The 24,070-nt window shown below is 44.3% G+C and carries 18 protein-coding genes; 15 read left to right on the forward strand and 3 right to left on the reverse strand.

The window, feature by feature from the left end; genetic code table 11:
• Positions 1 to 31: 31 nt before the first annotated feature.
• The gene (locus tag VIB_RS04450) at positions 32 to 1,321 is read right to left on the reverse strand and encodes a citrate synthase (protein ID WP_004394794.1); all 1,290 of its coding nucleotides are present in this window, start codon (positions 1,319 to 1,321) and stop codon (positions 32 to 34) included.
• Positions 1,322 to 1,718: 397 nt separating this feature from the next.
• Between VIB_RS04450 and sdhC the strand changes: the two genes are divergently transcribed.
• The 10 genes from sdhC (at position 1,719) to VIB_RS04500 (ending at position 14,229) form a co-directional block, all read left to right on the forward strand.
• Positions 1,719 to 2,111 carry a succinate dehydrogenase cytochrome b556 subunit gene (gene sdhC, locus VIB_RS04455; RefSeq protein WP_040904155.1) on the forward strand — a complete coding sequence of 131 codons (393 nt, stop codon included), beginning with the start codon at positions 1,719 to 1,721 and terminating at the stop codon, positions 2,109 to 2,111.
• Complete coding sequence (gene sdhD, locus VIB_RS04460) at positions 2,105 to 2,449, forward strand: succinate dehydrogenase, hydrophobic membrane anchor protein (RefSeq protein ID WP_040904157.1); 345 nt, start codon at positions 2,105 to 2,107, stop codon at positions 2,447 to 2,449. The genes sdhC and sdhD overlap by 7 nt, the downstream gene beginning before the upstream one ends.
• Positions 2,450 to 4,216 (forward strand): succinate dehydrogenase flavoprotein subunit, encoded by a 1,767-nt coding sequence (gene sdhA / locus VIB_RS04465; protein WP_004394795.1) that lies wholly within the window; start codon positions 2,450 to 2,452, stop codon positions 4,214 to 4,216.
• Positions 4,217 to 4,230: 14 nt separating this feature from the next.
• Positions 4,231 to 4,941, forward strand: a complete 711-nt coding sequence (locus VIB_RS04470; RefSeq protein WP_004394796.1) for a succinate dehydrogenase iron-sulfur subunit — start codon at positions 4,231 to 4,233, stop codon at positions 4,939 to 4,941.
• Positions 4,942 to 5,026: 85 nt separating this feature from the next.
• Complete coding sequence (gene sucA / locus VIB_RS04475; protein ID WP_004394797.1) at positions 5,027 to 7,837, forward strand: 2-oxoglutarate dehydrogenase E1 component; 2,811 nt, start codon at positions 5,027 to 5,029, stop codon at positions 7,835 to 7,837.
• 28 nt (positions 7,838 to 7,865) lie between these two features.
• Positions 7,866 to 9,074 carry a 2-oxoglutarate dehydrogenase complex dihydrolipoyllysine-residue succinyltransferase gene (gene odhB / locus VIB_RS04480; RefSeq protein ID WP_004394798.1) on the forward strand — a complete coding sequence of 403 codons (1,209 nt, stop codon included), beginning with the start codon at positions 7,866 to 7,868 and terminating at the stop codon, positions 9,072 to 9,074.
• Between the two features lie 171 nt (positions 9,075 to 9,245).
• Positions 9,246 to 10,412, forward strand: a complete 1,167-nt coding sequence (sucC, locus tag VIB_RS04485; RefSeq protein WP_004394799.1) for an ADP-forming succinate--CoA ligase subunit beta — start codon at positions 9,246 to 9,248, stop codon at positions 10,410 to 10,412.
• Positions 10,412 to 11,284 carry a succinate--CoA ligase subunit alpha gene (gene sucD, locus VIB_RS04490; RefSeq protein ID WP_004394800.1) on the forward strand — a complete coding sequence of 291 codons (873 nt, stop codon included), beginning with the start codon at positions 10,412 to 10,414 and terminating at the stop codon, positions 11,282 to 11,284. Before sucC ends, sucD begins: the two co-directional genes overlap by 1 nt.
• A gap of 369 nt (positions 11,285 to 11,653) precedes the next feature.
• A complete protein-coding gene (locus VIB_RS04495) occupies positions 11,654 to 12,814 on the forward strand; it encodes a trans-sulfuration enzyme family protein (protein WP_004394801.1) in 1,161 nt (386 codons plus the stop codon).
• The gene (locus VIB_RS04500; RefSeq protein ID WP_004394802.1) at positions 12,811 to 14,229 is read left to right on the forward strand and encodes a Na+/H+ antiporter NhaC family protein; all 1,419 of its coding nucleotides are present in this window, start codon (positions 12,811 to 12,813) and stop codon (positions 14,227 to 14,229) included. The genes VIB_RS04495 and VIB_RS04500 overlap by 4 nt, the downstream gene beginning before the upstream one ends.
• A 55-nt stretch (positions 14,230 to 14,284) precedes the next feature.
• On the opposite strand, the gene znuB is transcribed toward VIB_RS04500, so the two are convergent.
• The gene (gene znuB, locus VIB_RS04505; protein ID WP_004394803.1) at positions 14,285 to 15,073 is read right to left on the reverse strand and encodes a zinc ABC transporter permease subunit ZnuB; all 789 of its coding nucleotides are present in this window, start codon (positions 15,071 to 15,073) and stop codon (positions 14,285 to 14,287) included.
• Positions 15,066 to 15,851, reverse strand: coding sequence for a zinc ABC transporter ATP-binding protein ZnuC (gene znuC / locus VIB_RS04510; RefSeq protein WP_004394804.1), 786 nt, complete (start codon positions 15,849 to 15,851; stop codon positions 15,066 to 15,068). The genes znuB and znuC overlap by 8 nt, the downstream gene beginning before the upstream one ends.
• 78 nt (positions 15,852 to 15,929) lie before the next feature.
• On the opposite strand from znuC, the gene znuA reads away from it, so the two are divergent.
• From znuA to VIB_RS04535, 5 genes are all read left to right on the forward strand, one after another.
• Positions 15,930 to 16,817 (forward strand): zinc ABC transporter substrate-binding protein ZnuA, encoded by an 888-nt coding sequence (gene znuA / locus VIB_RS04515; RefSeq protein WP_004394805.1) that lies wholly within the window; start codon positions 15,930 to 15,932, stop codon positions 16,815 to 16,817.
• Between the two features lie 479 nt (positions 16,818 to 17,296).
• On the forward strand, positions 17,297 to 20,617 hold the full coding sequence (locus VIB_RS04520; protein ID WP_004394806.1) for an AraC family transcriptional regulator: 3,321 nt from the start codon (positions 17,297 to 17,299) through the stop codon (positions 20,615 to 20,617).
• 684 nt (positions 20,618 to 21,301) lie between these two features.
• Positions 21,302 to 21,529: a FeoA family protein gene (locus tag VIB_RS04525; protein ID WP_040904159.1), complete on the forward strand. Its 228-nt coding sequence runs from the start codon at positions 21,302 to 21,304 to the stop codon at positions 21,527 to 21,529.
• Positions 21,529 to 23,799 (forward strand): Fe(2+) transporter permease subunit FeoB, encoded by a 2,271-nt coding sequence (gene feoB / locus VIB_RS04530; RefSeq protein ID WP_004394807.1) that lies wholly within the window; start codon positions 21,529 to 21,531, stop codon positions 23,797 to 23,799. The genes VIB_RS04525 and feoB overlap by 1 nt, the downstream gene beginning before the upstream one ends.
• Positions 23,796 to 24,026 carry a FeoC-like transcriptional regulator gene (locus tag VIB_RS04535; protein WP_004394808.1) on the forward strand — a complete coding sequence of 77 codons (231 nt, stop codon included), beginning with the start codon at positions 23,796 to 23,798 and terminating at the stop codon, positions 24,024 to 24,026. Before feoB ends, VIB_RS04535 begins: the two co-directional genes overlap by 4 nt.
• Positions 24,027 to 24,070: the final 44 nt, after the last annotated feature.

Consider the following 24,070-nt stretch of genomic DNA (forward strand, 5'->3'; position numbering starts at 1 on the left):
GCAGCTCTGTTCGTTGATTTGAAGTAGCGGTCTATTGGCGCTCATGCAATGGCACAAACTCACGAAGTTTTTGCCCAGTATAAAGCTGACGAGGACGGCCTATCTTGTTGTTCACGTCTGAATGCATTTCATTCCAGTGCGCAATCCAGCCAATGGTGCGTGACATGGCAAAGATAACGGTAAACATGGAGACTGGAATACCGATGGCTTTGAGAATAATCCCAGAATAGAAATCGACGTTCGGATAGAGTTTCTTCTCCACAAAGTAGGGGTCAGAAAGTGCAATACGTTCAAGTTCCATAGCCACATCAAGTAGTGGATCGCTAATATTGAGTTCTTTAAGAACATCATGACAAGCTTCACGCATCACCGTTGCACGTGGATCGTAGTTTTTGTACACCCGATGACCAAAGCCCATTAAGCGGAATGGATCATCTTTATCTTTTGCTCGGGCGACGTACTCAGGAATTTTATCGACAGAACCAATTTCTTCTAGCATGCGTAAGCAAGCTTCGTTGGCTCCACCATGAGCAGGCCCCCACAGTGACGCGATACCTGCGGCAATACAGGCGAAAGGATTGGCACCTGAAGAGCCGGCTAAACGAACGGTTGATGTTGATGCGTTTTGCTCATGATCTGCATGCAAAGTGAAGATTTTATCCATAGCACGAGCGACGACAGGATTGACTTCATATTCTTTACACGGATTAGCAAACATCATGTGCAGGAAGTTTTCTGCATAGGTTAAATCGTTACGTGGATAGATAAATGGCTGACCAATCGAGTATTTGTAACACATTGCAGCCAAGGTTGGCATTTTTGATAATAAACGATAAGCAGCAATTTCTCGGTGGGTATCGTTATTAATATCCAGTGAATCGTGATAGAAAGCCGCTAACGCACCTACCACCCCACACATCACCGCCATTGGGTGTGCATCGCGGCGGAAACCATGGAAGAAACTAGCAATTTGCTCGTGAACCATGGTGTGGCGAGTAACGATCTTCTTAAACTCTTCGTATTGTTCACGGTTAGGGGCTTCACCATAAAGAAGGATGTAACATACTTCTAAATAATCAGCATTATTGGCTAACTGTTCGATAGAAAAGCCGCGATGTAACAAAATGCCTTTGTCACCATCGATATAAGTGATTTGAGATTCACAAGATGCAGTGGCAAGAAAACCCGGGTCAAAAGTAAAGTAGCCATTTGAACCTAATTGACGAACGTCGATTACTTGAGGACCTATTGTCCCATCCATAATCGGCAGCTCAATGGGCGCTTTACCTTCAATGTGAAGGGTCGCTTTCTTATCTGCCATAGACAATCTCCTTTGTTTATTATTTAATCCGTCCAGGATGTTTGTGTGTCATTCTTGTACGTCCGATCGTTATTAAAGTCAATTTTTCTCCTCCGATGTGTGCACTTACTTTGATTTTTTATACATATAAAGTTAAAAATCTGTTCTGTGTAGCAAAATTTGTTACATCATTTGTTGTATAATGTTGCCAGCCGTATAAAGGCGTAGCAAATTTTGGTAAAAACCTTATAAATTCAAAGCTCAAAACAATTCAAGGTAAAAACACTCAACCTTGTTGTTAACATTTATTTTACAATTAAGGTGGGCTTATCTCGGCTTATATGTTGATTAAATGTTAAGTTTTGTCGGTTTGTTGCCAAATTTCATTGATAACTATAAATGCTTCAATTAGAGCTGAGTGAGCAAGCCCGTGAAAGAAAGAAAGTCAAGACCGGTTAATCTAGATCTGCAGACTATACGCTTTCCGATCACCGCCATCGTTTCTATCCTGCACCGTATCGCTGGGATCATAACGTTTGTGGCGGTCGGTATATTGTTATGGTTACTGTCCCTCTCTTTGTCATCACCGATGGGATTTATGGAGGCAAGTCATATCGTTAATGGCTTCTTCGTCAAGTTTGTTCTTTGGGGCATCCTAACGGCGTTGGCCTATCATATTGTCGGTGGTATACGTCATCTTCTTATGGATATGGGGTATTTTGAAGAGTTAGAAAGTGGCGCATTGAGTGCGAAGATATCATTGGTAATCACGTTAGTGTTATCAGTGCTAGCGGGGGTATTAGTATGGTAAAGCATGTTTCTTCATTTGGTCGTAATGGGGTACACGATTATCTCTTAATCCGTGCTACTGCAATTATTATGACTCTTTATACCCTTTATGTAGTGTTGTTTTGTGCTTTCACTGATATTACCTATTTAACATGGACCCAATTTTTCTCTAGCACTTTCACTAAAGTGTTCACCATGTTGACCTTAGTTTGCATTCTGATTCATGGTTGGATAGGGCTCTGGCAAGTGTTGACCGATTACGTAAAGTGCTCAAAGTTACGTAGTGTTTTGCAATTGGTCGTTATTGCCGTGTTATTTGGATACTTTTTCTCTGGCCTATTTGTACTGTGGGGTGTGTAAGTGACTATTCCTGTTCGTGAATTCGATGCCGTCGTTATCGGTGCTGGTGGTGCAGGCATGCGTGCTGCACTTCAAATTTCTGAACAAGGCCTAACCTGCGCCTTGTTGTCTAAAGTGTTCCCAACTCGTTCACACACGGTTTCTGCTCAGGGTGGCATTACCGTTGCCTTGGGCAACTCGCACAAAGACGATTGGCAGTGGCACATGTACGATACCGTCAAAGGTTCAGATTACATTGGTGATCAGAATGCGATTGAATACATGTGTAAAAATGGCCCTCAATCGGTGATTGAACTTGAGCGCATGGGGTTGCCATTTTCTCGTTTTGAAGATGGTTCGATTTATCAACGCCCATTTGGTGGCCAATCGAAAGAGTTTGGTGGTGAGCAAGCCGCGCGTACCGCCGCTGCCGCCGACCGCACGGGTCATGCGTTATTACATACCCTATATCAGCAGAACATTAAGTATAAAACGACCATTTTCTCCGAGTGGTATGCATTAGATTTAGTTAAAAACCAAGATGGTGCGGTGTTAGGTTGTACAGCGTTGTGCATGGAAACCGGTGAAATTTGCTACTTTAAATCGAAAGCGACGGTACTGGCTACTGGCGGCGCCGGGCGAATTTATGCGTCAACGACCAATGCGCATATCAATACTGGTGACGGTGTAGGCATGGCCTTACGCGCTGGTGTACCAATGCAAGATATGGAAATGTGGCAATTCCACCCAACAGGGATTGCTGGCGCTGGTGTGTTAGTGACAGAAGGGTGTCGTGGAGAAGGTGGCTATCTATTAAATAAAGATGGTGAACGTTTCATGGAGCGCTATGCGCCTAATGCGAAAGACTTAGCTGGCCGTGACGTGGTTGCTCGTTCAATGATGATTGAAATCCGTGAAGGTCGTGGTTGTGATGGCCCATGGGGTCCACACATTAAGCTGAAACTAGACCATTTAGGTCGAGATGTTCTTGAATCCCGTCTACCGGGTATTTGCGAACTGTCTCGGACTTTTGCCCATGTTGACCCAGTTAAAGAGCCTATTCCTGTTATTCCTACTTGTCATTATATGATGGGTGGAGTGCCGACTCAGGTCTCTGGTCAAGCCATCAAACAAGATAGAAATGGCAAAGATATTGAAGTACAAGGCTTGTTCGCTTGTGGCGAAATTGCTTCGGTTTCAGTTCATGGCGCAAATCGTCTTGGTGGTAATTCATTATTAGATTTAGTGGTCTTTGGCCGCGCGACAGGATTACACCTTGGTGAAACGCTAGCCGCACAAAGTGAAGCTCGCCCAGCAACCGAGTCAGATATTGAAGCGTCATTAGCGCGAACCATGCGTTGGGAAAACAGTACCGGTGGCGAAGACCCAGTACAAATTCGTAAAGATCTTCAACGTTGTATGCAAAACAACTTCTCGGTATTCCGTGAAGGTGATGCGATGGCAACCGGACTTGAAGAGTTAAAAGTGATCCGTGAACGTCTGAAAAACGGACACTTGGCCGATAAATCAAAAGAATTTAATACTCAGCGTATCGAATGTTTAGAGTTAGATAACTTAATGGAAACGGCGTTTTCTACCGCAGTAGCGGCCAATTATCGTACGGAAAGCCGAGGTGCGCATGCTCGTTTCGATTATCCAGAACGTGATGATGCGAATTGGTTGTGCCACTCGATTTACGATCCAGAAACCGAACAAATGAATAAGCGTGATGTCAATATGACGCCGATTCATCGTGATGCTTTTCCACCTAAAGCACGTACATACTAAGGGAGGACTCAATTATGAAACTTAACTTCTCTTTGTATCGTTACAATCCTGATGTTGATAGTAAGCCATACATGAAAGAGTATGTGCTCGACGTCGCAGAAGGTTCAGACATGATGGTGCTCGATGCACTGATCTTACTGAAAGAACAGGACCCATCGATTGCTTTTCGTCGTTCTTGCCGTGAAGGTGTGTGTGGTTCTGATGGCTTGAACATGAATGGTAAAAACGGTTTAGCCTGTATTACCCCGCTTTCGGCTTTGAAAGGCAGTAAAATAGTTATTCGCCCATTACCGGGCTTACCGGTAGTGCGTGATTTAATCGTCGACATGACACAGTTCTACGATAACTACGCCAAAGTGAAACCATTTTTGATTTCTGATGGTGAAATTCCTCCTTCTCGTGAGCATCTCCAGTTACCGGAAGATCGCGCACATTTGGATGGATTGTATGAATGTATTATGTGTGCATGTTGTACAACGTCTTGCCCCTCTTTTTGGTGGAATCCGGATAAATTTATCGGTCCGGCGGGATTGTTGGCGGCTTATCGTTGGTTAATTGATAGCCGCGATACGGCAACAGATGAGCGCTTGTCAAATCTTGATGATGCATTTAGCGTTTTTCGTTGCCATGGCATCATGAATTGTGTAAGTGTTTGTCCTAAGGGATTAAACCCGACAAAAGCAATTGGCCATATCAAGTCGATGTTGGTCAACCGCTCGGTTTAGATGAAAAATTGCAGGCCTTCGGGCCTGCCTTTATAGCTCGGCATAGACCGCAGCAAACGTGAAAACTACTGGTTAAGGGAAAATAATGCACAACGGCGTGATGAAGGCATGGCTCGAGTCTTCACACTTGGCTGGCGCCAATGCAACTTATGTAGAAGATCTCTACGAACTGTATCTAAGTGATCCCGATCTGGTGAGTGAGGAGTGGAAACGTGTTTTTGATGGTCTGCCTATGCAGCCTGATCATGTGGTTGAACAACCACACTCGCGTGTCCGTGACTACTTCCGTCGGCTTGCCCAAGAGACAAAGCATTACAATGTCCAAGTTAGTGATCCTGAAGTCGATGCAAAACAAGTAAAAGTTCTACAGCTTATTAACGCTTACCGTTTCCGCGGTCATGAAGCTGCCCAATTAGATCCTCTTGGTTTATGGAAACGCCCACCAGTGGCGGAACTCGATCCCTCATTCCATAACTTAACTGAAGATGACATGGAAGAAACGTTCAACGTCGGCTCTTTTGCCGTTGGCGCGGATACCATGAAGTTGAAAGATATCTACCAATCGTTAAATAAAATCTACTGTGGCTCAGTGGGTGCAGAATACATGCACATCATTGATACTGAGCAAAAACGATGGATTCAACAGCGTCTAGAGCCTGTATTAGGTCAGCCGACTTTCACTTTAGAAGAAAAGCGTACGTTCTTAGATGAATTAACGGCTGCAGAAGGTTTAGAGCGTTATCTTGGCGCTAAATTCCCCGGCGCAAAACGTTTCTCACTGGAAGGTGGCGATGCGTTAATTCCGATGATGAAAGAGTTAATTCGTCATGCGGGTACTCATGGCATGCGTGAAGTGGTAATCGGTATGGCTCACCGCGGACGCCTGAATATGTTGGTTAACGTATTAGGTAAAAAGCCGCAGGATCTGTTTGACGAGTTTGCTGGTAAGCACGATGAAACGTGGGGCACCGGTGATGTTAAATATCACCAAGGTTTCTCCGCAGACTTCGCAACCCCTGGCGGTGATGTTCATCTAGCTTTGGCATTTAACCCTTCGCATCTAGAAATTGTTAATCCGGTGGTGATTGGTTCGGTTCGTGCTCGTCAAGATCGTCTAGGCGATTCTGAGGGGAGTCGAGTGTTACCAATTACTATCCATGGTGATTCAGCGATTGCTGGACAAGGTGTCGTTGCCGAGACGTTTAACATGTCTTTAGCCCGCGGCTACTGTGTCGGTGGAACGGTTCGAATTGTTATCAATAACCAAGTCGGTTTTACCACCTCCAATCCTCGCGATACGCGCTCAACCATGTATTGTACTGATATTGCGAAGATGGTTCAGGCTCCGATTCTTCATGTTAACTCGGATGACCCAGAGGCAGTGGCTTTTGTTACTCGTATGGCGCTCGACTACCGCAATGAGTTTAAGCGTGATGTAGTGATTGAATTGGTTTGTTATCGTCGTCATGGCCATAACGAAGCGGATGAGCCTAATGCGACTCAGCCATTGATGTATCAGAAAATTAAGAAGCATCCAACGCCACGTAAAATTTATGCTGACATTCTAACTGAGCGCAACGAGTGTGATTTAGAAACCGCGACTCAATTAGTCAATGAGTACCGTGATGCGCTGGATCATGGTGAAGTGGTGGTTAAAGAGTGGCGACCAATGACCATGCATTCTGTGGACTGGTCTCCCTATATTAATCGCGAATGGAATGAAAACTGGGACAATCAATTCCCTCTTGTTCGCTTAAAAGAGTTGGGAGAAAAAATTTGCCAGTATCCAGACAGTCATAAGCTGCAAAGTCGAGTTGAGAAAATATACCATGATCGAATGAGTATGGTTTCTGGCGAAAAAATGCTCGATTGGGGGATGGCTGAAACTCTTGCCTATGCAACATTGGTTGACGATGGTAAACGCATTCGCATTTCTGGTCAGGATTCTGGCCGTGGAACCTTCTTCCACCGTCACTCGGTTTTACATAATCAAGCCGATGCCAGTACTTATGTACCATTGGCGAACGTTCATTCCAAGCAAGGCCCATTTGAAGTCATCGATTCTGTGTTATCAGAAGAAGCGGTATTGGCTTTTGAATATGGCTATGCAACGGCTGAGCCCGGCGGTTTAACCATCTGGGAAGCGCAGTTTGGTGACTTTGCTAATGGTGCACAAGTTGTCGTTGACCAGTTTATCTCTTCAGGCGAACAAAAGTGGGGCCGATTGTGTGGCTTGACCATGTTGTTACCTCACGGCTATGAAGGTCAAGGACCGGAGCACTCTTCTGCGCGTTTAGAGCGATACTTACAGCTTTGCGCGGAGCAAAACATGCAGGTGGTGATTCCTTCAACGCCAGCTCAGGTTTATCACATGCTACGTCGTCAAGTGGTGCGTAAAATGCGCCGTCCATTGATTGTCATGTCACCGAAATCTTTGCTACGCCACCCACTTTGTACTTCAAGTATGGAAGAGTTGGCTAACGGTTCGTTTTTACCAGCGATTGGTGAGATTGATCCGCTGGATGCAGCGAAAGTTAAGCGAGTAGTTTTCTGCTCTGGCAAGGTCTATTACGATTTGCTCGAGCAACGCAGAAATAATCAGCAAGATGATGTCGCTATTGTTCGTATCGAGCAACTGTATCCGTTCCCGATTGAAGAAGTACAAGCCGCAATCGCATCTTATACCAATGTCGTTGATTATGTCTGGTGTCAAGAAGAGCCACAAAACCAAGGCGCTTGGTACAGTAGCCAACACAATTTCCGTGCCGCTATTCCTGCAGGGGCGGATTTAAAATATGCGGGTCGACCAGCATCAGCATCACCGGCGGTGGGCTATATGTCGGTACACTTGAAACAGCAGAAAGCGTTAATTGAAGACGCTTTGACCCTAGCCTAAGAACAAGAAGTAAAAGGAAAAGACCGATATGACAGTTGAAATTCTGGTTCCAGATCTACCTGAATCAGTAGCAGACGCCACCGTAGCGACATGGCATAAACAGCCAGGTGATGCTGTCGCTCGTGATGAAGTGCTGGTTGAAATTGAAACCGACAAAGTAGTGTTGGAAGTCCCCGCTCCTGAAGCTGGGATACTTGAGTCGATTTTAGAGTTAGAAGGTGCAACCGTGCTGTCTAAGCAGCTACTGGCGCGGATTAAACCAGGTGCAGTTGCTGGTGAACCAACGCCAGACTCTACGGCATCGACAGAGCCATCTCCGGATAAACGCCATAAAGCCGTACTCAGTGAAGAGTCTAATGATGCGTTAAGCCCTGCGGTACGCCGTTTGCTGGCAGAGCATAATGTAGAGCCCGCTCAAGTGAAAGGTTCAGGAGTGGGTGGTCGCATTACGCGTGAAGATGTCGACGCTTACTTAGCGAAAAACCAAGCGGCAGCTCCAACAGCGCAACCAGTAAGTGCACCACTACCAGTGGCCGCTCGCAGTGAAAAGCGTGTACCAATGACTCGTCTACGCAAACGCGTTGCTGAGCGTCTGTTAGAAGCGAAAAACAGTACCGCGATGCTGACGACGTTCAATGAAGTCAACATGAAGCCGATTATGGAACTGCGTAAACAGTATCAAGATCTGTTTGAGAAAAAACACGGCATTCGTCTTGGTTTTATGTCTTTCTACGTTAAAGCGGTAACTGAAGCCCTAAAACGCTATCCTGAAGTCAATGCGTCGATTGATGGTCAAGACATTGTTTATCATAATTATTTTGATATCAGCATGGCGGTATCAACCCCTCGCGGTTTAGTGACGCCAGTTCTGAAAGATTGCGATATGCTTAGTCTTGCTGAAATTGAAAAGGGCATCAAAGAACTGGCGCTGAAAGGTCGTGATGGGAAGTTGACCGTGGAAGAGTTAACGGGCGGTAATTTTACTATCACTAACGGTGGTGTGTTTGGTTCATTAATGTCGACGCCGATCATTAACCCACCACAAGCGGCAATTTTGGGGATGCATAAAATCCAAGATCGCCCAATGGCGGTAGATGGTAAAGTGGAAATCTTACCAATGATGTATCTCGCACTGTCTTACGATCACCGTTTAATTGATGGTCGTGAATCTGTCGGCTTCTTAGTGACAATCAAAGAGCTACTTGAAGATCCTGCACGTCTGCTTCTAGACGTGTAATGTTAATGATGAGGGCTTTGTCCTCATCATTAACCCGTAAAAAGCCGGGCTAGCTCAACGCCCGGTCTTGTTTAAAGCCATTTGGCTACTCACTCAGAGTACCCCTACAGACGTAAAGTCCAACCATGTATTGGGCTCTATGGAATAAAAATACATAAATGGAATAACACAATGAATTTGCATGAATACCAAGCAAAACAGCTATTTGCCGAATTCGGTTTGCCAGTCCCAGAAGGTTATGCCTGTGATACCCCACAAGAAGCCTTTGAAGCAGCAGGACGGATTAGTACAGTAAAGAAAGTCGTCAAGTGTCAGGTTCACGCCGGTGGACGTGGTAAAGCGGGTGGTGTCGAGCTGCATGAAAGTAAAGATGCGGTAAAGGCCTTTGCTCAAAAGTGGCTTGGTAAAAACCTAGTAACCTATCAAACGGACACGAATGGCCAGCCCGTGTCTAAAATCCTAGTTGAAGAAGCATCAAGTATCGCCAATGAGCTTTACTTAGGCGCGGTTGTTGACCGCGCGACACGTAAAATCGTGTTTATGGCTTCAACGGAAGGCGGAGTAGAAATCGAGAAAGTTGCAGAAGAAACTCCAGAGCTTATCCATAAAGCGGCTATCGATCCATTAGTCGGTGCACAAGCTTATCAAGGTCGTGAACTGGCATTTAAGCTTGGTCTGCAAGGCGATCAAATTAAGCAGTTTGTTAAAATCTTCATGGGCTTAAGCGAGATGTTTACTCAGTATGATCTTGCTTTGCTAGAAATCAACCCATTGGTAATTACCGGTGAAGGTAACTTATTGTGTCTCGATGGCAAGATCAATATCGACTCCAATGCTTTATACCGTCAGCCTAAATTGCGTGAAATGCACGATGCGACTCAAGAAGATGCTCGTGAGGCTCATGCCGCGCAGTGGGAATTGAACTACGTAGCTCTCGATGGCAACGTCGGTTGTATGGTTAACGGTGCTGGCCTAGCGATGGGAACCATGGATATTGTTAATCTGCATGGTGGTAAACCTGCTAACTTCTTAGATGTTGGTGGTGGCGCAACCAAAGAGCGTGTGGCTGAAGCGTTTAAGATCATTTTGTCTGATGACAATGTTAAAGCCGTATTGGTGAATATTTTTGGTGGTATTGTACGCTGCGACATGATTGCCGAAGGAATTATTGGCGCGGTGAAAGAAGTCGGTGTTGAAGTACCGGTTGTTGTTCGTCTTGAAGGGACTAATGCCGAACTCGGTCGTGATGTGTTGGCAAAATCGGGTTTAGATATCATTGCAGCAGAGTCGTTGACTGACGCTGCGCGTAAAGTTGTTGCTGCTGCGGAGGGCAAATAATGTCGGTATTAATTAACAAAGACACCAAAGTCATTTGCCAAGGATTTACGGGTGGTCAAGGTACTTTCCATTCTGAGCAAGCACTAGCTTATGGCACACAAATGGTCGGTGGTGTTTCTCCAGGTAAAGGCGGTCAAACTCATCTTGGTCTACCGGTATTTAATACCGTTCGTGAAGCGGTTGAAGCGACCGGTGCAACTGCCACCGTTATCTATGTTCCTGCTCCGTTTTGTAAAGACGCGATTTTAGAAGCCATTGATGCTGGTATTGAGCTGATCGTGACCATTACTGAAGGCATTCCGACCATTGACATGATCGATGTTAAAGTTAAGTTGGAGCAAACTGGGGTGCGGATGATCGGTCCAAACTGCCCAGGTGTGATCACTCCAGATGAGTGTAAGATTGGTATCATGCCAGGACACATTCATAAGAAAGGCAAAGTGGGCATTGTCTCTCGCTCAGGTACTTTAACTTATGAAGCGGTTAAACAGACCACCGATGAAGGTTTTGGTCAATCGACTTGTGTTGGTATCGGTGGCGACCCAATTCCTGGTTCTAACTTTATTGATATTCTGAAACTGTTCCAAGACGACCCTGAGACGGAAGCGATTGTGATGATCGGTGAAATCGGTGGTACAGCGGAAGAAGAAGCGGCTGCGTTTATTAAACAGCATGTGACTAAGCCTGTTGTTTCTTATATTGCCGGTGTTACCGCACCTCCGGGTAAGCGTATGGGCCATGCTGGTGCGATTATTTCTGGTGGTAAAGGCACCGCAGAAGAGAAATTTGCGGCACTAGAATCGGCAGGCGTTAAAACAGTAAAAAGTTTGGCGGATATTGGTCAAGCGTTACGTGAAGTCACCGGTTGGTAAAGACGTAAACTTCCGTTACTTATATAGAGCCTCCCTGCTGCGGAGGCTTTTTTATTATTTTTAGAATATTCCCAAACCACTAGGAATAGTGAGTCGACGGCAAGTAAGTGAGCCCTTATAGCTAAAGGTAACGGTGTCGAATATAGCCAACACCGCTGACGTTTCAATCGTAAGGATATAACATAGAAGCGAATTCTATTTTCTGCACTGAGCAGAAAAGTAATACAATGTTACTTCTTGTCTCATTTGGAAACTCTATGCCTTTTTATGAGCTAGAACGAGCTATCAAATAGAATAATTTCACTGCCTTCTTTTGCATTATCAGTAATGCATTGTTTAAAACTCATCAAATCTTATGTGGATGAAATCATGAAAAAACCAAGCTTTGCTACATTGGCAGTCCATGGTGGCGATCAGCATGATGCTGGTCACAATGCAGCCTTCCCCCCTATTTACACCGCGAGTAGTTTTATTCAAACCGATCTCGAACAGTCTGCTGATTATGGCTACTCACGAGTGGCAAATCCAACGCGTTACGCTTATGAAAGTGCACTTGCTGCCTTAGAGCAAGGAACTTATGCGACAGCAACGGCTTCTGGTATGGCAGCGACCGCATTAGCGCTTGAACTGTTAACTCAAAATGCGCACATCATTGCCATGCGTGGTGTTTATGGTGGTACACATCGTTTATTTGAAAAACTACGTAGATATAACAATGGTTTAACGGTCGATTATGTCGATTTGAACGACTTAGCTGCCATTGAATCGGTGATGCAAGACAATACCGCGATGATTTGGATAGAAACGCCAACCAATCCATTATTAGAACTGGTGGATATTCAGCAAGTGTGTGCTTTTGCCCGTCGTCATGGTGTATTGACCTGTGTTGATAATACCTTTGCTACCGCTTGGAATCAGACGCCATTAACTCTCGGTGCCGATCTGGTGATGCTATCGACCAGTAAATACATTGGTGGTCATTCGGATATGATTGGTGGTGCGTTGATTACTGCCGATCCTGAGCTAGCGAAACGGATAGATTTTGCCAAAACAACGGTAGGTGCCATCGCGTCACCTTTCGATGCTTATCTTGCTTTACGCGGTTTAAAAACTCTCGATTTACGTATGCAGCGTCAGTGTGATAATGCATTGAAAGTGGCACAAGCGCTGAGTGGTCATTCTGCGATAGAAGCAGTCTATTACCCAGGTTTAGCAACGCATCCTCACTATGCATTATGCCAATCACAAATGCGTTCAGGAGGAGCCGTCGTTACCATTCAACTCAAAGGTAATCGTTCAGACAGCCAACGCTTTTTAAGTCGATTACGTTATTTTATTTTGGCTGAATCACTGGGTGGTGTAGAAAGTATGATCAACCATTCGGCATCGATGTCCCATGGTTCGATGAGTGAAACAGAGCGTCAAGCGATGGGGGTTTTTGATACTACGTTTCGTTTATCGGTAGGAATTGAAGACAGTGATGACTTAATTGCTGATTTGCTTAATGCGCTTTCCGCGGAGCCCGTATGACGGATTACGGTGTATGGACATTATTGACACCGCTGGTAACGATTGCTCTAGCAGTGCTGACTCGGCAAGTGATTTTGTCTTTATTGATCGGTGCTGTGGTTGGTTATACGGTGATTGCTGGTTTTAACCCCTTAGCCGGTATTGCCGATGCATTAGACAGTTATATCAATGTATTTGCTAGCGCAGGGAATACTCGTACGATTTTATTCTGCTTTATGGTCGGGGGGATTATTCGACTGATTCAAATTACTGGGGGAACGCAAGCGATTATTCACGGATTAACGGAGCGAGCACAACTGGTCAAAAGCCCGATCGCGGTACAGTTATTAGCCATGTTAACCAGCATGATTATTTTTATTGAAAGCTCAATTTCTTTAATGTCAGCAGGAACGGTGAGTCGTGACTTAGCCGATCATTATCGAGTATCACGCGAGAAAATGGCGTATGTGATTCAATCTTCGTGTGTGGCCACTTGTTCAAGTGTAATGATCAATGGCTGGGGGGCGGCAATGATGGCGATCATTGGCGTACAAATCAGTCGAGGCTATTTAGAGGGGGAGCCTTTTTCTATTTTGCTTGCTTCGATGCCTTATAACTTGATGGCTTGGTTATCGTTACTCGGTGTACTGTTTTATATTTTTTCGGGAGTGAGCTGGGGGCCGATGGCCAAGGCTGACAAGCGGGCATTGCAAGGACAAGTATTGAGACAAGGTGCTTTACCGATTGCTGGTAACCAACAAGTAGAACCTGTCACTGTTAACGGTAAAGCAAGCTATTTTATTGTGCCATTACTGACCATTATTTTTATGGTTCCATTGGGATTATGGGTTACCGGAAATGGCAATATTACTGCAGGCTCAGGATCGACTGCTGTCTTTTGGGCGGTGATGGCAGGCACTTTCATTTCACTGGTTTATTTTGTCGGTGGTCGAGTTTTATCGTTGGATGCTTTTTTTCGCCATTTACTCGCTGGATATTCGGATATGATCCCATTGGGAGCCATCATGTCATTGGCTTTTTTGGTCGGAGATTTATCTGCAGATTTGCAAACAGGGCAATACATTACCCAATTGATTGATGGAGTATTACCTGCAGAGCTTTCGGCAGCGTTTGTATTTCTTATTGCGGCGGTGATGTCTCTGGCAACCGGAACGTCATGGGGAACATTTGCGATCATGATTCCGATTGGCATTCAAATTGGTGTCGCAGCCGATCTCGACCCACATTTATTGATTGGCGCTTCGATATCAGGCGCGATTTTTGGCGATATGACCTCTCCGATCAGTGATACTGGCATTGTATCTTCTATGGCGACGGGCAATGACCATATTGACCATATCCGTACCCAGTTTCCTTATATCCTTGTGATTGGCTTGATAAGCTGTGTTCTTTTTGCCTTTTTAGGTAGCTGGTAGGGGTAATATAAAGGCCTGTTTTATCAGGCCTTTATATTTTGGTTAAGCATGTGGGTTAAGATGAACGGCGGCCAAGTGTTTGACTGAGCATAAACATCATGGTTGCGCTTACCACCACAGAAGGGCCGGCTGGTGTATCAAATTGCCATGAGAGCGTGATTCCAATCAATACGGAAATAATGCCGATCAGCGAGGCCAATAGGGCCATCTGTTCTGGCGTTTTGGCGATGCGTCTGGCGGTAGCGGCTGGGATAATCATTAATGAAGTCATGATTAACGCGCCAACAAACTTCATCCCGACAGCAATGACTAATCCAATCAGTAGCATCAATACCAGTCGCATTAATTCAATGTTGACCCCTTCAACACTGGCTAATTCTTCATTAACGCTACTGGAAAGTAGCGGTCGCCAAAAGAGATAAACCGCAAGACTCACCGCAGCGACGCCACTCCAAATAAACCATAAATCCGCAGGGCTTACGGCTAGTAAATCGCCAAATAGATAACTCATCAAATCAATACGTACATTATCGAGAAAGCTCACGGCAATGAGCCCCAATGAGAGAGAGCTATGAGCAAGAATACCCAGTAAGGTATCGGTGGCAATTAATTGCTGGCGTTGCATGGTAACTAAGATCACAGCCAGACTTAGACTGCACACCAGCAGTGCAAAATAGAGGTTGATATCGAGTAAAAAACCGAGCGCCAAACCAAGCAATGATGCATGAGCGAGAGTGTCGCCAAAATAAGCCATACGCCGCCAGACGACAAAAGAGCCGAGAGGGCCAGCAATAATCGCGATGCCAATTCCAGCTGCGATAGAAGGAAGTAAAAACTCAATCATGGTGATGATGACCGTGTGAATGATGTGAACAGGCTTGAGCGTCACCTTTAACCGGTTGTCCAGCTAAATCATGATGATGCTGATGTTTGTGTTGATAAAAAGCGAGGGTTTCTCTGCTACGGTGACCAAATAATGCGAGATAGCTTGGATGTTGAGAAATATCCGCTGGTGAGCCCGAACAACAAATATGGTGATGTAAACAGATCACTTCATCGGTTTTGGCCATCACTAAATGCAAATCGTGTGACACCATAAAAACGGCGCAGTTAAATCGCAAGCGAATGGTGTCGATAAGATCATACAAATCAATTTGTCCTTGAACATCGACCCCTTGTGCTGGCTCATCAAGCACTAATAAATCAGGGCGTTGTAACAAAGCTCGTGCTAATAGCGCACGCTGATTCTCACCGCCAGATAATTTATGCATATCGTGGTTAATGAGATGCTCAGCGCCAACTAAGCGTAGCGCCTCTAATTGTTCTTGTTGACTGTATTTTCCGGCCAAACGAAGAAAGCGACTAACACTGAGGGGGAGCGTATCGTTTAACTTCAATTTCTGTGGCACATAGCCAATTTTGAGAGTCTTATCTCGCGATAGAGTACCAGAATTTTGTTGATGTAAACCAAGTAACACACGGACTAATGTCGATTTTCCTGCGCCATTCGGGCCTATTAAGGTGGTTATTTTACCTCTGGATAGAGACAGGCTAACCTTATCCAGAACTCGGCGCTGATTGAAATCAACACAGATGTCATGCATTTCAATGAGTGTTGACATGAAAGAAACTCGTTTGCAATTGGGTGATGTTATAATGTAACATTTCGCAGTCATCAACGCTACCAGCAGGAAATTACCATGCTATCTCGATTCACACTGTGTGCTTTGCTCATTGCTTTTCCCTTCTCGGGTTGGGCGAGCAGTATTTTGACCAGTATTAAACCGATTCAAATGATTACTTATGAGCTTACTGAAAACGTCAGTCAACCGGAGGTATTGCTGTCTGCGAATGCGTCGCCGCACGATTATGCCCTGCGTCCTTCAGATGTAAAGCGGATTCGTGAAGCTTCACTGGTGATTTGGTTTGGTTCAGATCTTGAACCTTTCTTAGAGCGTTCTTTAAGCCAGCATCCTAATGTGTTAACTCTCAGTCAGATCCCTAATTTAGAGCTCCGAGCTTATGGAGAAGAAGAGCATCATCACCATGATCATGATGGACACAGTCATGGTACTCATGACCCTCATTTTTGGCTTGGAGTGGCGCAAGTAAAACAAGTGGCTCAGGCAATCACGCAGCGTTTAAGTGAAATGGATCCAGAGCATCGTCCACAATATGAGGAAAATTTAGTTCGCTTTCTTGACCAACTCGATACGACGGATCAATCGATAGCTAAGCAGTTAGCGGCGGTTAAATCTAAATCATATTACGTTTTCCATGATGCCTATGCGTATTTTGAGCAGCATTATGGCTTAAATAATATTGGTCACTTTACAGTAAGCCCAGAGCGTAAACCTGGTGCTAAAACGTTGATCAGCATTCGCCGTTCATTAACCGATAATCAAGCCAAATGTGTTTTCTCTGAGCCACAATTTCAACCTGCAGTGATCGAAACCGTTGTTCGTGGAAGTAACGTTCATATTGGTGTGCTTGACCCTTTAGGTTCTAACATTCCCGTTCAATCAGGGAGCTATTTTGAGTTCCTAAACCAGTTATCAAATAGTTTTTATAACTGTTTATCTCAATAACGATTGCTAACGATAAGAAGCTGTCGAGGTGTTACCTTGCAGCTTCTGTGGCTAAACCGTCCCTTTTTTGACTTAACGCGTCAGTAGTATTGGTGACGTATCGCTATGCTAATTACCCCCTATACTGCCGATAAGCATGATTGATGCTGATATCCGCTCATCTTTTGTTTAGAGATGCTTACTGATCTCGCACTTTTCGAAGTTGGCTGATAATTACGCTTCATATCAGTAGCCAAAATCTGTCTATTACCATGTGTTCGGTATAAAATGCCGATTACTTTTCTTGGTACTGATGATTTTTGTCGCGACATATGCCGAAATCAACGCACCAAATTACCGATCCGACAATAACAAGGTCGTGGTTCAGTTGTCATTAATTGAACAGTGGTTAGGCTGTTTTGGTTAATTAATTTTCTCTGAGAAATAACCTTGCAGTGTCGTGTCGGTTTGCCAGTCTACGATTCAGTAAAGGACGCATTTTGCAGCACATTATTCTGCTTATATTTTCTATTTTTAGTTGGAGTATTTTACCCGCTCACGCGCGAGATAGTGCGCCTGCGGTTTTTTATCCGTTACCAACGCTTGTTCAAGGTAAAACCTTTATTGCACAGAATTTATTTCTTGGTGATGAAGGGGGGCTATGGATTCACGATGTACACGGAAAGGTCATGTTCTTTGATGGGCAAACGATGTTGCCTAAGCAAGGATCGCTGTTTCGTGATAAGCAGCAGCAACTGGCTTACGCACAAGGGCGTTTTTGGACTTTTATCGATAATGAATTGTACCAAACACGACCCGGTTCTGAGTCAGAATTGGTGCTGAGTTTAACCCCAGGGGTATCTATAGAAAAAATCGGTGCTTCAAATGGTTATATTTGGCTCAGCGATGGGGCGTATTTTTATACCTATCATTTACAAACCAAGCAACTCAAAATTTACTCATTAGCGAAACTGTATCAGCTTAATCAAGCTAGCCAAGTGCACATTAATGACGCCGAATTGGTGCATTATAAGTGGGTGTTAGCCACCAATGTCGGTACGTATATCTCTGAGGCTCAAGCCTTTTCACATATTCGTCCGTCTGGAAAAAATCCAGTCCAGACGCTCTATTTTTCTCCCCAAAAAAATCATCTATTAGTAGGTACTCATAAAGGAGCTCTATTGATTGATATTTTTCACTCCGAATACCCATTAAAAAAAATAGGTGATGGTCAAGTCTTTGCGATCATTGAAGCCGAAGGAGAGTATTGGATTGGTAGTGATAAGGGATTATTTGTCTATTCCTTAGCGACGGAGAAAACGACCCAACTGATCAGTAATGAGCAGGGGCCTTATGGCTTACCTGAAGGTCGAATCTACGCTCTCGCTAATGATCAGCATGGGGGGATTTGGATTGCGACTCATCAAGGTGTTCGTTACTTTTCTCTTTTCAGTCAGAAGTTTACGCGTTATTTAGCCGATGATATTACTCATGAACGTCTCAACAGCAAACTGAAACGCTTGCGTCCTATGCCAAGTAGTAACCAATATTTAATGGTCACTCAGGATGGCTTATACCTATTTGATGGGCATCAACAGGGCAAAAAATCACGGGTTTACTCAGGGCAGGTTAATGATGTCTTATTGCTAGACGATCAGCTATGGATCGCCAGCGAACAAGGCTTAATATTACGTTCATTCAAGCAACATCGTGATCAGCCAGAGCCGTTGCCCTTTATCTTACGTCATTCACCGATTCAGCATTTGACCGTCGATAATGAAGGGCGATTATGGGGGGTCTCAAACAATCAGCTTTGGTCTTATCATCCTGATTCGCAGCATTACACGGATTTTGGTCACAATTGGTTGCTTGATAATAAGCAAGACAGAGCGGTTACGGCTTTATACAGCAGCAGTGAACATGGCTTATTGATTGGGACTCGGCATGGTATTTATACCTTAAAAAATGGTCAGATTACTTATGACAAACGAACGGCCAACTATGGTACCAACCTTGGTATCAGCGAAACGGCAACGGGAGAGGTATGGTTTGTCAGTGAGCGGGGGGTATTTCGACGTTTAAACGATCAACTATCGTTATTCACTGTGCCTTTGATTGACGATAATATTCGCCTTAAATGCCTTGTGAACAGCGGGCAAGGGATGTGGTTGGCTTCCTCTAAAGGCCTCACTCTCTATCATGCGGATGGTTCGATTGATAAACATTTTGGCTCTCCTCATGGCTTAATCAATAATGAGCTAGAAAGCGGCGTTTGTTCCGCTTCTTATACTCAAGAGCAGATACTCTTTTCATCGATGTTTGGGCTCTTGACTATTCAAACGACGCCACTCGCGAATGCCGAGCCACCTCATTCCTCACTCATTTTTAGTCAGGTCAGTGTCAACTATCAACCGATACAGATTGGTGGGGCTGATTTAGTGCCTTTAAACGTGGCCTATGGACAAGCAATCAGCTTTCAATTTGGTGCATTACCGGATGCAAGAGGGCAGACATTAGAATTCAGTCTCAATAATGAGCCATGGCAGCGATTTGAAGGACCGCAGCTAACGCTTGATCATCTTTTACCTGGCCACTACACCCTATCACTGCGACATATTGGAGAAGAGAGAGCTGATAAAACCTTAAATTTTCAAGTATTAAAACCTTGGTATTTCTCCCACTGGGCGATAGTTGGCTATGCCTCTAGTTTGTTGTTGGTTGGCGGCTTATTGACAGGATGGCGTTCTCGAGTGATGGATCGAGTGAATCAGGATCTTAAACAGCAGATTGCAGATAAAACACGTCAGTTACAACAGCAAAGTAAGATGCTACTAAGTCATAACTTATTATTACGCAAACAGATACAGATTCGTCATTTGTGGTTAGAGCGTTGGCAATGTCAAAATCAGCCACTGCTTAAACAGTTAAGCGTTCAAACTCACCAGCACCATTCTCCCGAGATAACCGCGTTGATTGATCAACTGACGGAGCAAATAGTGCAAATCGGCGCCTTTAATTCATCAGGCGAGTCAATGACCATCAGCTGTTCGTTATCTTTAGTGCTTGAGACGGTGCTGCATGGTTGGCACAGTGAATTTGCACGAGCCAACATTAAAATTGATTATCATCCAAGTGATCTTTTGCCGGATGTGTTGGTCAAACAAGCGGGATTGGATGTTATCTTTAATGCATTGTTATCGGATGCATTAAAGCGTTTGTATGCCCATCAGACATTGACCATTGAGACAATAGAACGTGAAGGACATGTTGTGGTGCTGATAAAAGACTATGGCTCGGCATCCGGCTTACTGGATAAACTGATGGTGATTTCCAACGGTAATGTTCAATTTTCCCTTGATGAGCTGGTGGCTTTATCAGGCGGAAATTTATCGATTCACTCGTCCAGTGAACGAAACTTAATCGAGCTGATGTGGCCACAAGTTATCTCTGTCGAATCGACACCTGCGGCGCTATTATCAGCAAAGCCACAAAGTGATAGTGAGTTAGAGTGGCTACGAAAACTCAATCATATTGTTGCTGAGCGCTATGCTGACGCAGAATTTACAACGTCTGATATTGCGAAAAGAATGTATCTGTCGGAGCGCAGTTTACAACGACGGATGAAGTATCTAACGGGCAAAACATTTAAAGAATATTTAACGGAATATCGCTTAGAGCAAGCCTGTAGTTTATTGATGAGTGGTGAAAAAGTCGCGCAAGTTGCCTTTTTATGTGGATTTAATGATCCGTCTTATTTTAGTCAACGTTTTAAACATCAATATGGATTATCTCCCTCTCAATTTGCTGAAGAGTCACAATAATCGAAACGGCCGCGCTTGCGACTGGCTTAGCATCACGTCCCGTTAGCGACTTTCTCTTGCGTTTTGCAGAGCGTTATCCACGGGTAGGAGCGCTTATCTATGAGTTATCAGCCAGTGTTGAGTAGTGTGGAGATACTGTTGAGTGATTCTTTGCTTAGAGGTTAAGCGAGGAGAGTGGGGTTGAAGTGTCAATGAAGAAAAAAATATCGTGGTATAGCCGGGGGACTATACCACGGGTGTCAATGACACCTTCGCTTGCTGCCGGAGTGATATGGGCAGTGCCATATCACCTCTGGAGTTCTATCTTCGGGTCAATTCCCGCTGACCTGTTCAATATAATAACCTCTGCTTTTTTTGCTTATAAAATTAACGCCAACCTCACCTAATAAAAGCGCCATCATTAAGATTTCCTCTATATCATGTTGTTTTTTATGGATTATTCCTCTCTCTTTTCTTGTGTTTATCTTTAATGGTTGAGTCGTCCTTGTGGCAAGAAAATAATTTTGACGTTTTTAACGAGTCAATTTTTAGCGGAAATGACAATCTTGAACGTTTATCGATGCTCTGTAGGCCAATATCAATTAATGCAATCTTTGATTTCACACAATGATTAGCACTTATTTACAGCGTATTATCCAGTAATAGCAATCCTTCTCATTAACAATATTGTTTGTGTGGCCCCTAATGAAATTGTCTGAATTAAAAGCAGGTGAGTCCGGACTCATCACGGCATTGAATGAACTGTCGATCGATGTACGTAAAAAATTAATGGTAATGGGGATACTGCCCAATACGTTAGTGACATTAATCCGTCGTGCTCCGATGGGCGACCCTTTACAAATTGAAGTTCGGGGGGTGTCGATGGCCGTTCGAGAGAGTATCGCTGCTGCGGTTGAGGTGGAGAGAGCCTAATGCAATATCAAATTTTGACCGTAGGTAACCCTAATAGCGGTAAAACAACCCTATTTAATGGGTTAACGGGAGCAAAGCAGCAAGTTGGTAACTGGGCAGGAGTCACGGTTGAGAAAAAGACGGGGCGTTACACACACTCCGGTGATCAATTCTATATTACCGACTTGCCGGGTATTTATGCCTTAGACAGTGGTAATGATAGCAATAGTATTGATGAATCCATTGCCTCACGAGCTGTACTGACTCATCCTGCGGATGTAATTATCAATGTGGTCGATGTCACCAGTTTAGAGCGCAGTTTATACATGACACTGCAGCTACGTGAGTTGGGCCGTCCAATGGTTGTGGTTTTGAATAAAATGGATGCGCTTAAGCGTGAGCGGCAAACCATTGATGTTAAAAAACTAGAGCAAGTGTTGGGCTGCCCAGTGTTGGCGCTTTCTGCTAATAATAAACAGCAGGTAATACAATTCAAACAACAGCTGCATAAGAAAGTTGTGCAAGGCATTGCTTTAAAGCAGTTAGAATTAGACTATGGCCAAGCTTTTGAACAATCGATTAGTGCACTATTGCCTATATTTGAGGGGCAAGAAGTCTCGGCTCGTTCTTTGGCGATAAGAGCGTTAGAAAATGATCTGATGGTGATCAATGGTGTCTCAGAATCAGAACGTTTAACGGTGGTTGATGTGCAGCGAGAGTGTCAATTTGATATTGATTTGCATGTCGCGGATGTTAAATACACATTTTTACACCACTGTTGTCAACAAGTGCGCCGTAGTGAGGGTAAGCTGAGCCACAGTTTCACGGAAAAAGCAGACCAGATCATTTTAAATAAATGGGTCGGCGTGCCTTTCTTTTTTGTGGTGATGTACTTGATGTTTATGTTCTCCATCAACATTGGTAGTGCATTTATCGACTTCTTTGATATTGGGGTTGGTGCACTTTTGGTTGATGGAGGTCATTATTTGCTCGATGATCATCTTCCTATTTGGTTGGTGACATTAATCGCCGATGGTCTAGGTGGCGGTATCCAAACGGTAGCGACTTTTATCCCTGTGATTGCTTGCTTGTATCTGTTCTTGGCTATTTTAGAAAGCTCTGGCTATATGTCTCGTGCCGCTTTTGTACTGGATAAAGTGATGCAGAAAATAGGCTTGCCAGGTAAAGCCTTTGTGCCACTGGTATTAGGCTTTGGTTGTAACGTCCCAGCGATAATGGCGACACGAACCTTAGATCAAGAGCGTGAGCGTAAACTCGCTGCTGCGATGGCGCCTTTTATGTCTTGTGGTGCTCGTTTACCGGTTTATGCTTTGTTTGCTGCGGCATTTTTCCCACAAAGCGGACAAAATATTGTTTTTGCACTCTATCTGCTTGGCATTGTCGCCGCGGTTTTCACGGGATGGGTATTGAAAAAGACCTTATATCCGGGATCAAGTGACAGTTTATTAATGGAGATGCCAGACTATGAATTACCGACGTTACAAAATGTGCTGATCAAAACTTGGCAGAAACTGAAACGTTTTGTGCTTGGCGCCGGGAAAACCATCGTTATCGTTGTGACCATTCTTAGCTTTTTAAATTCACTCGGTACCGATGGTTCATTTGGTAATGAAGACAGTGATAACTCGGTGTTGTCTAGTGCAGCCCAAGTCGTAACGCCTTTATTTGCTCCAATTGGAATTAATCAAGATAACTGGCCGGCGACCGTTGGGATCATCACTGGTATTTTTGCTAAAGAGGCAGTCGTCGGCACGCTGAATAATCTTTATACCTCGGTAGATGCCGAAGACGAAGAGTTCGATTTGTGGGCAAGCTTACAAGAAGCGGTGTTATCGATTCCTGAAAACCTGATGGGACTTAATTTTGCTGATCCTCTGGGGATAGAAGTAGGTGATTTATCCGACACTAGCGCCTTAGCGGAAGAGCAAGCTGTCGATGCTTCAATTTTTGGTAATTTACAACATCACTTTGTGAGTGGTTATGCGGCCTTTTCTTACTTAATTTTCATTTTGTTATATACGCCTTGCGTTGCGGCGATGGGGGCTTATGTTCGAGAATTTGGCGCTAAGTATGCGAGGTTTATTGCGGTTTGGACAATGGGCTTGGCGTATGGTGCTGCTGCACTCTTTTATCAAGCGACTCATTTCAATGATCATCCTGTCACCAGTTCGCTATGGATCATCGGGATCATTGGTTCATCGTTAGCGATTTATTATTGGCTTAAGAAAGTCGGCCGAGAGTCGCAATCACTACAGGTACAAATGGCATGATTTTATCTGAACTAAAGCAATGCATTGAACAACAAGGTTATGTGACTCGTAAAGAGCTCGCCCGACGTTTTGCTTTAAGTGAAGATGGTGTCGATGCGATGCTTGAAGTGTGGATAAAAAAAGGAGTGATTTCACGCTTAATTGATACCAATGCGGCTAATTACGTTACTCGTGTGCGCTATTGCCCCAATCGAGTTAATGGCTTATCGATGACGGTAACGATGTAATGGATGAACGCCATCGCGAATGAAATAACAAAGCCGTACTGTCG

The sequence above is a fragment of the Vibrio metschnikovii CIP 69.14 genome (genome assembly GCF_000176155.1).
Taxonomy (GTDB): Bacteria; Pseudomonadota; Gammaproteobacteria; order Enterobacterales; family Vibrionaceae; genus Vibrio; species Vibrio metschnikovii.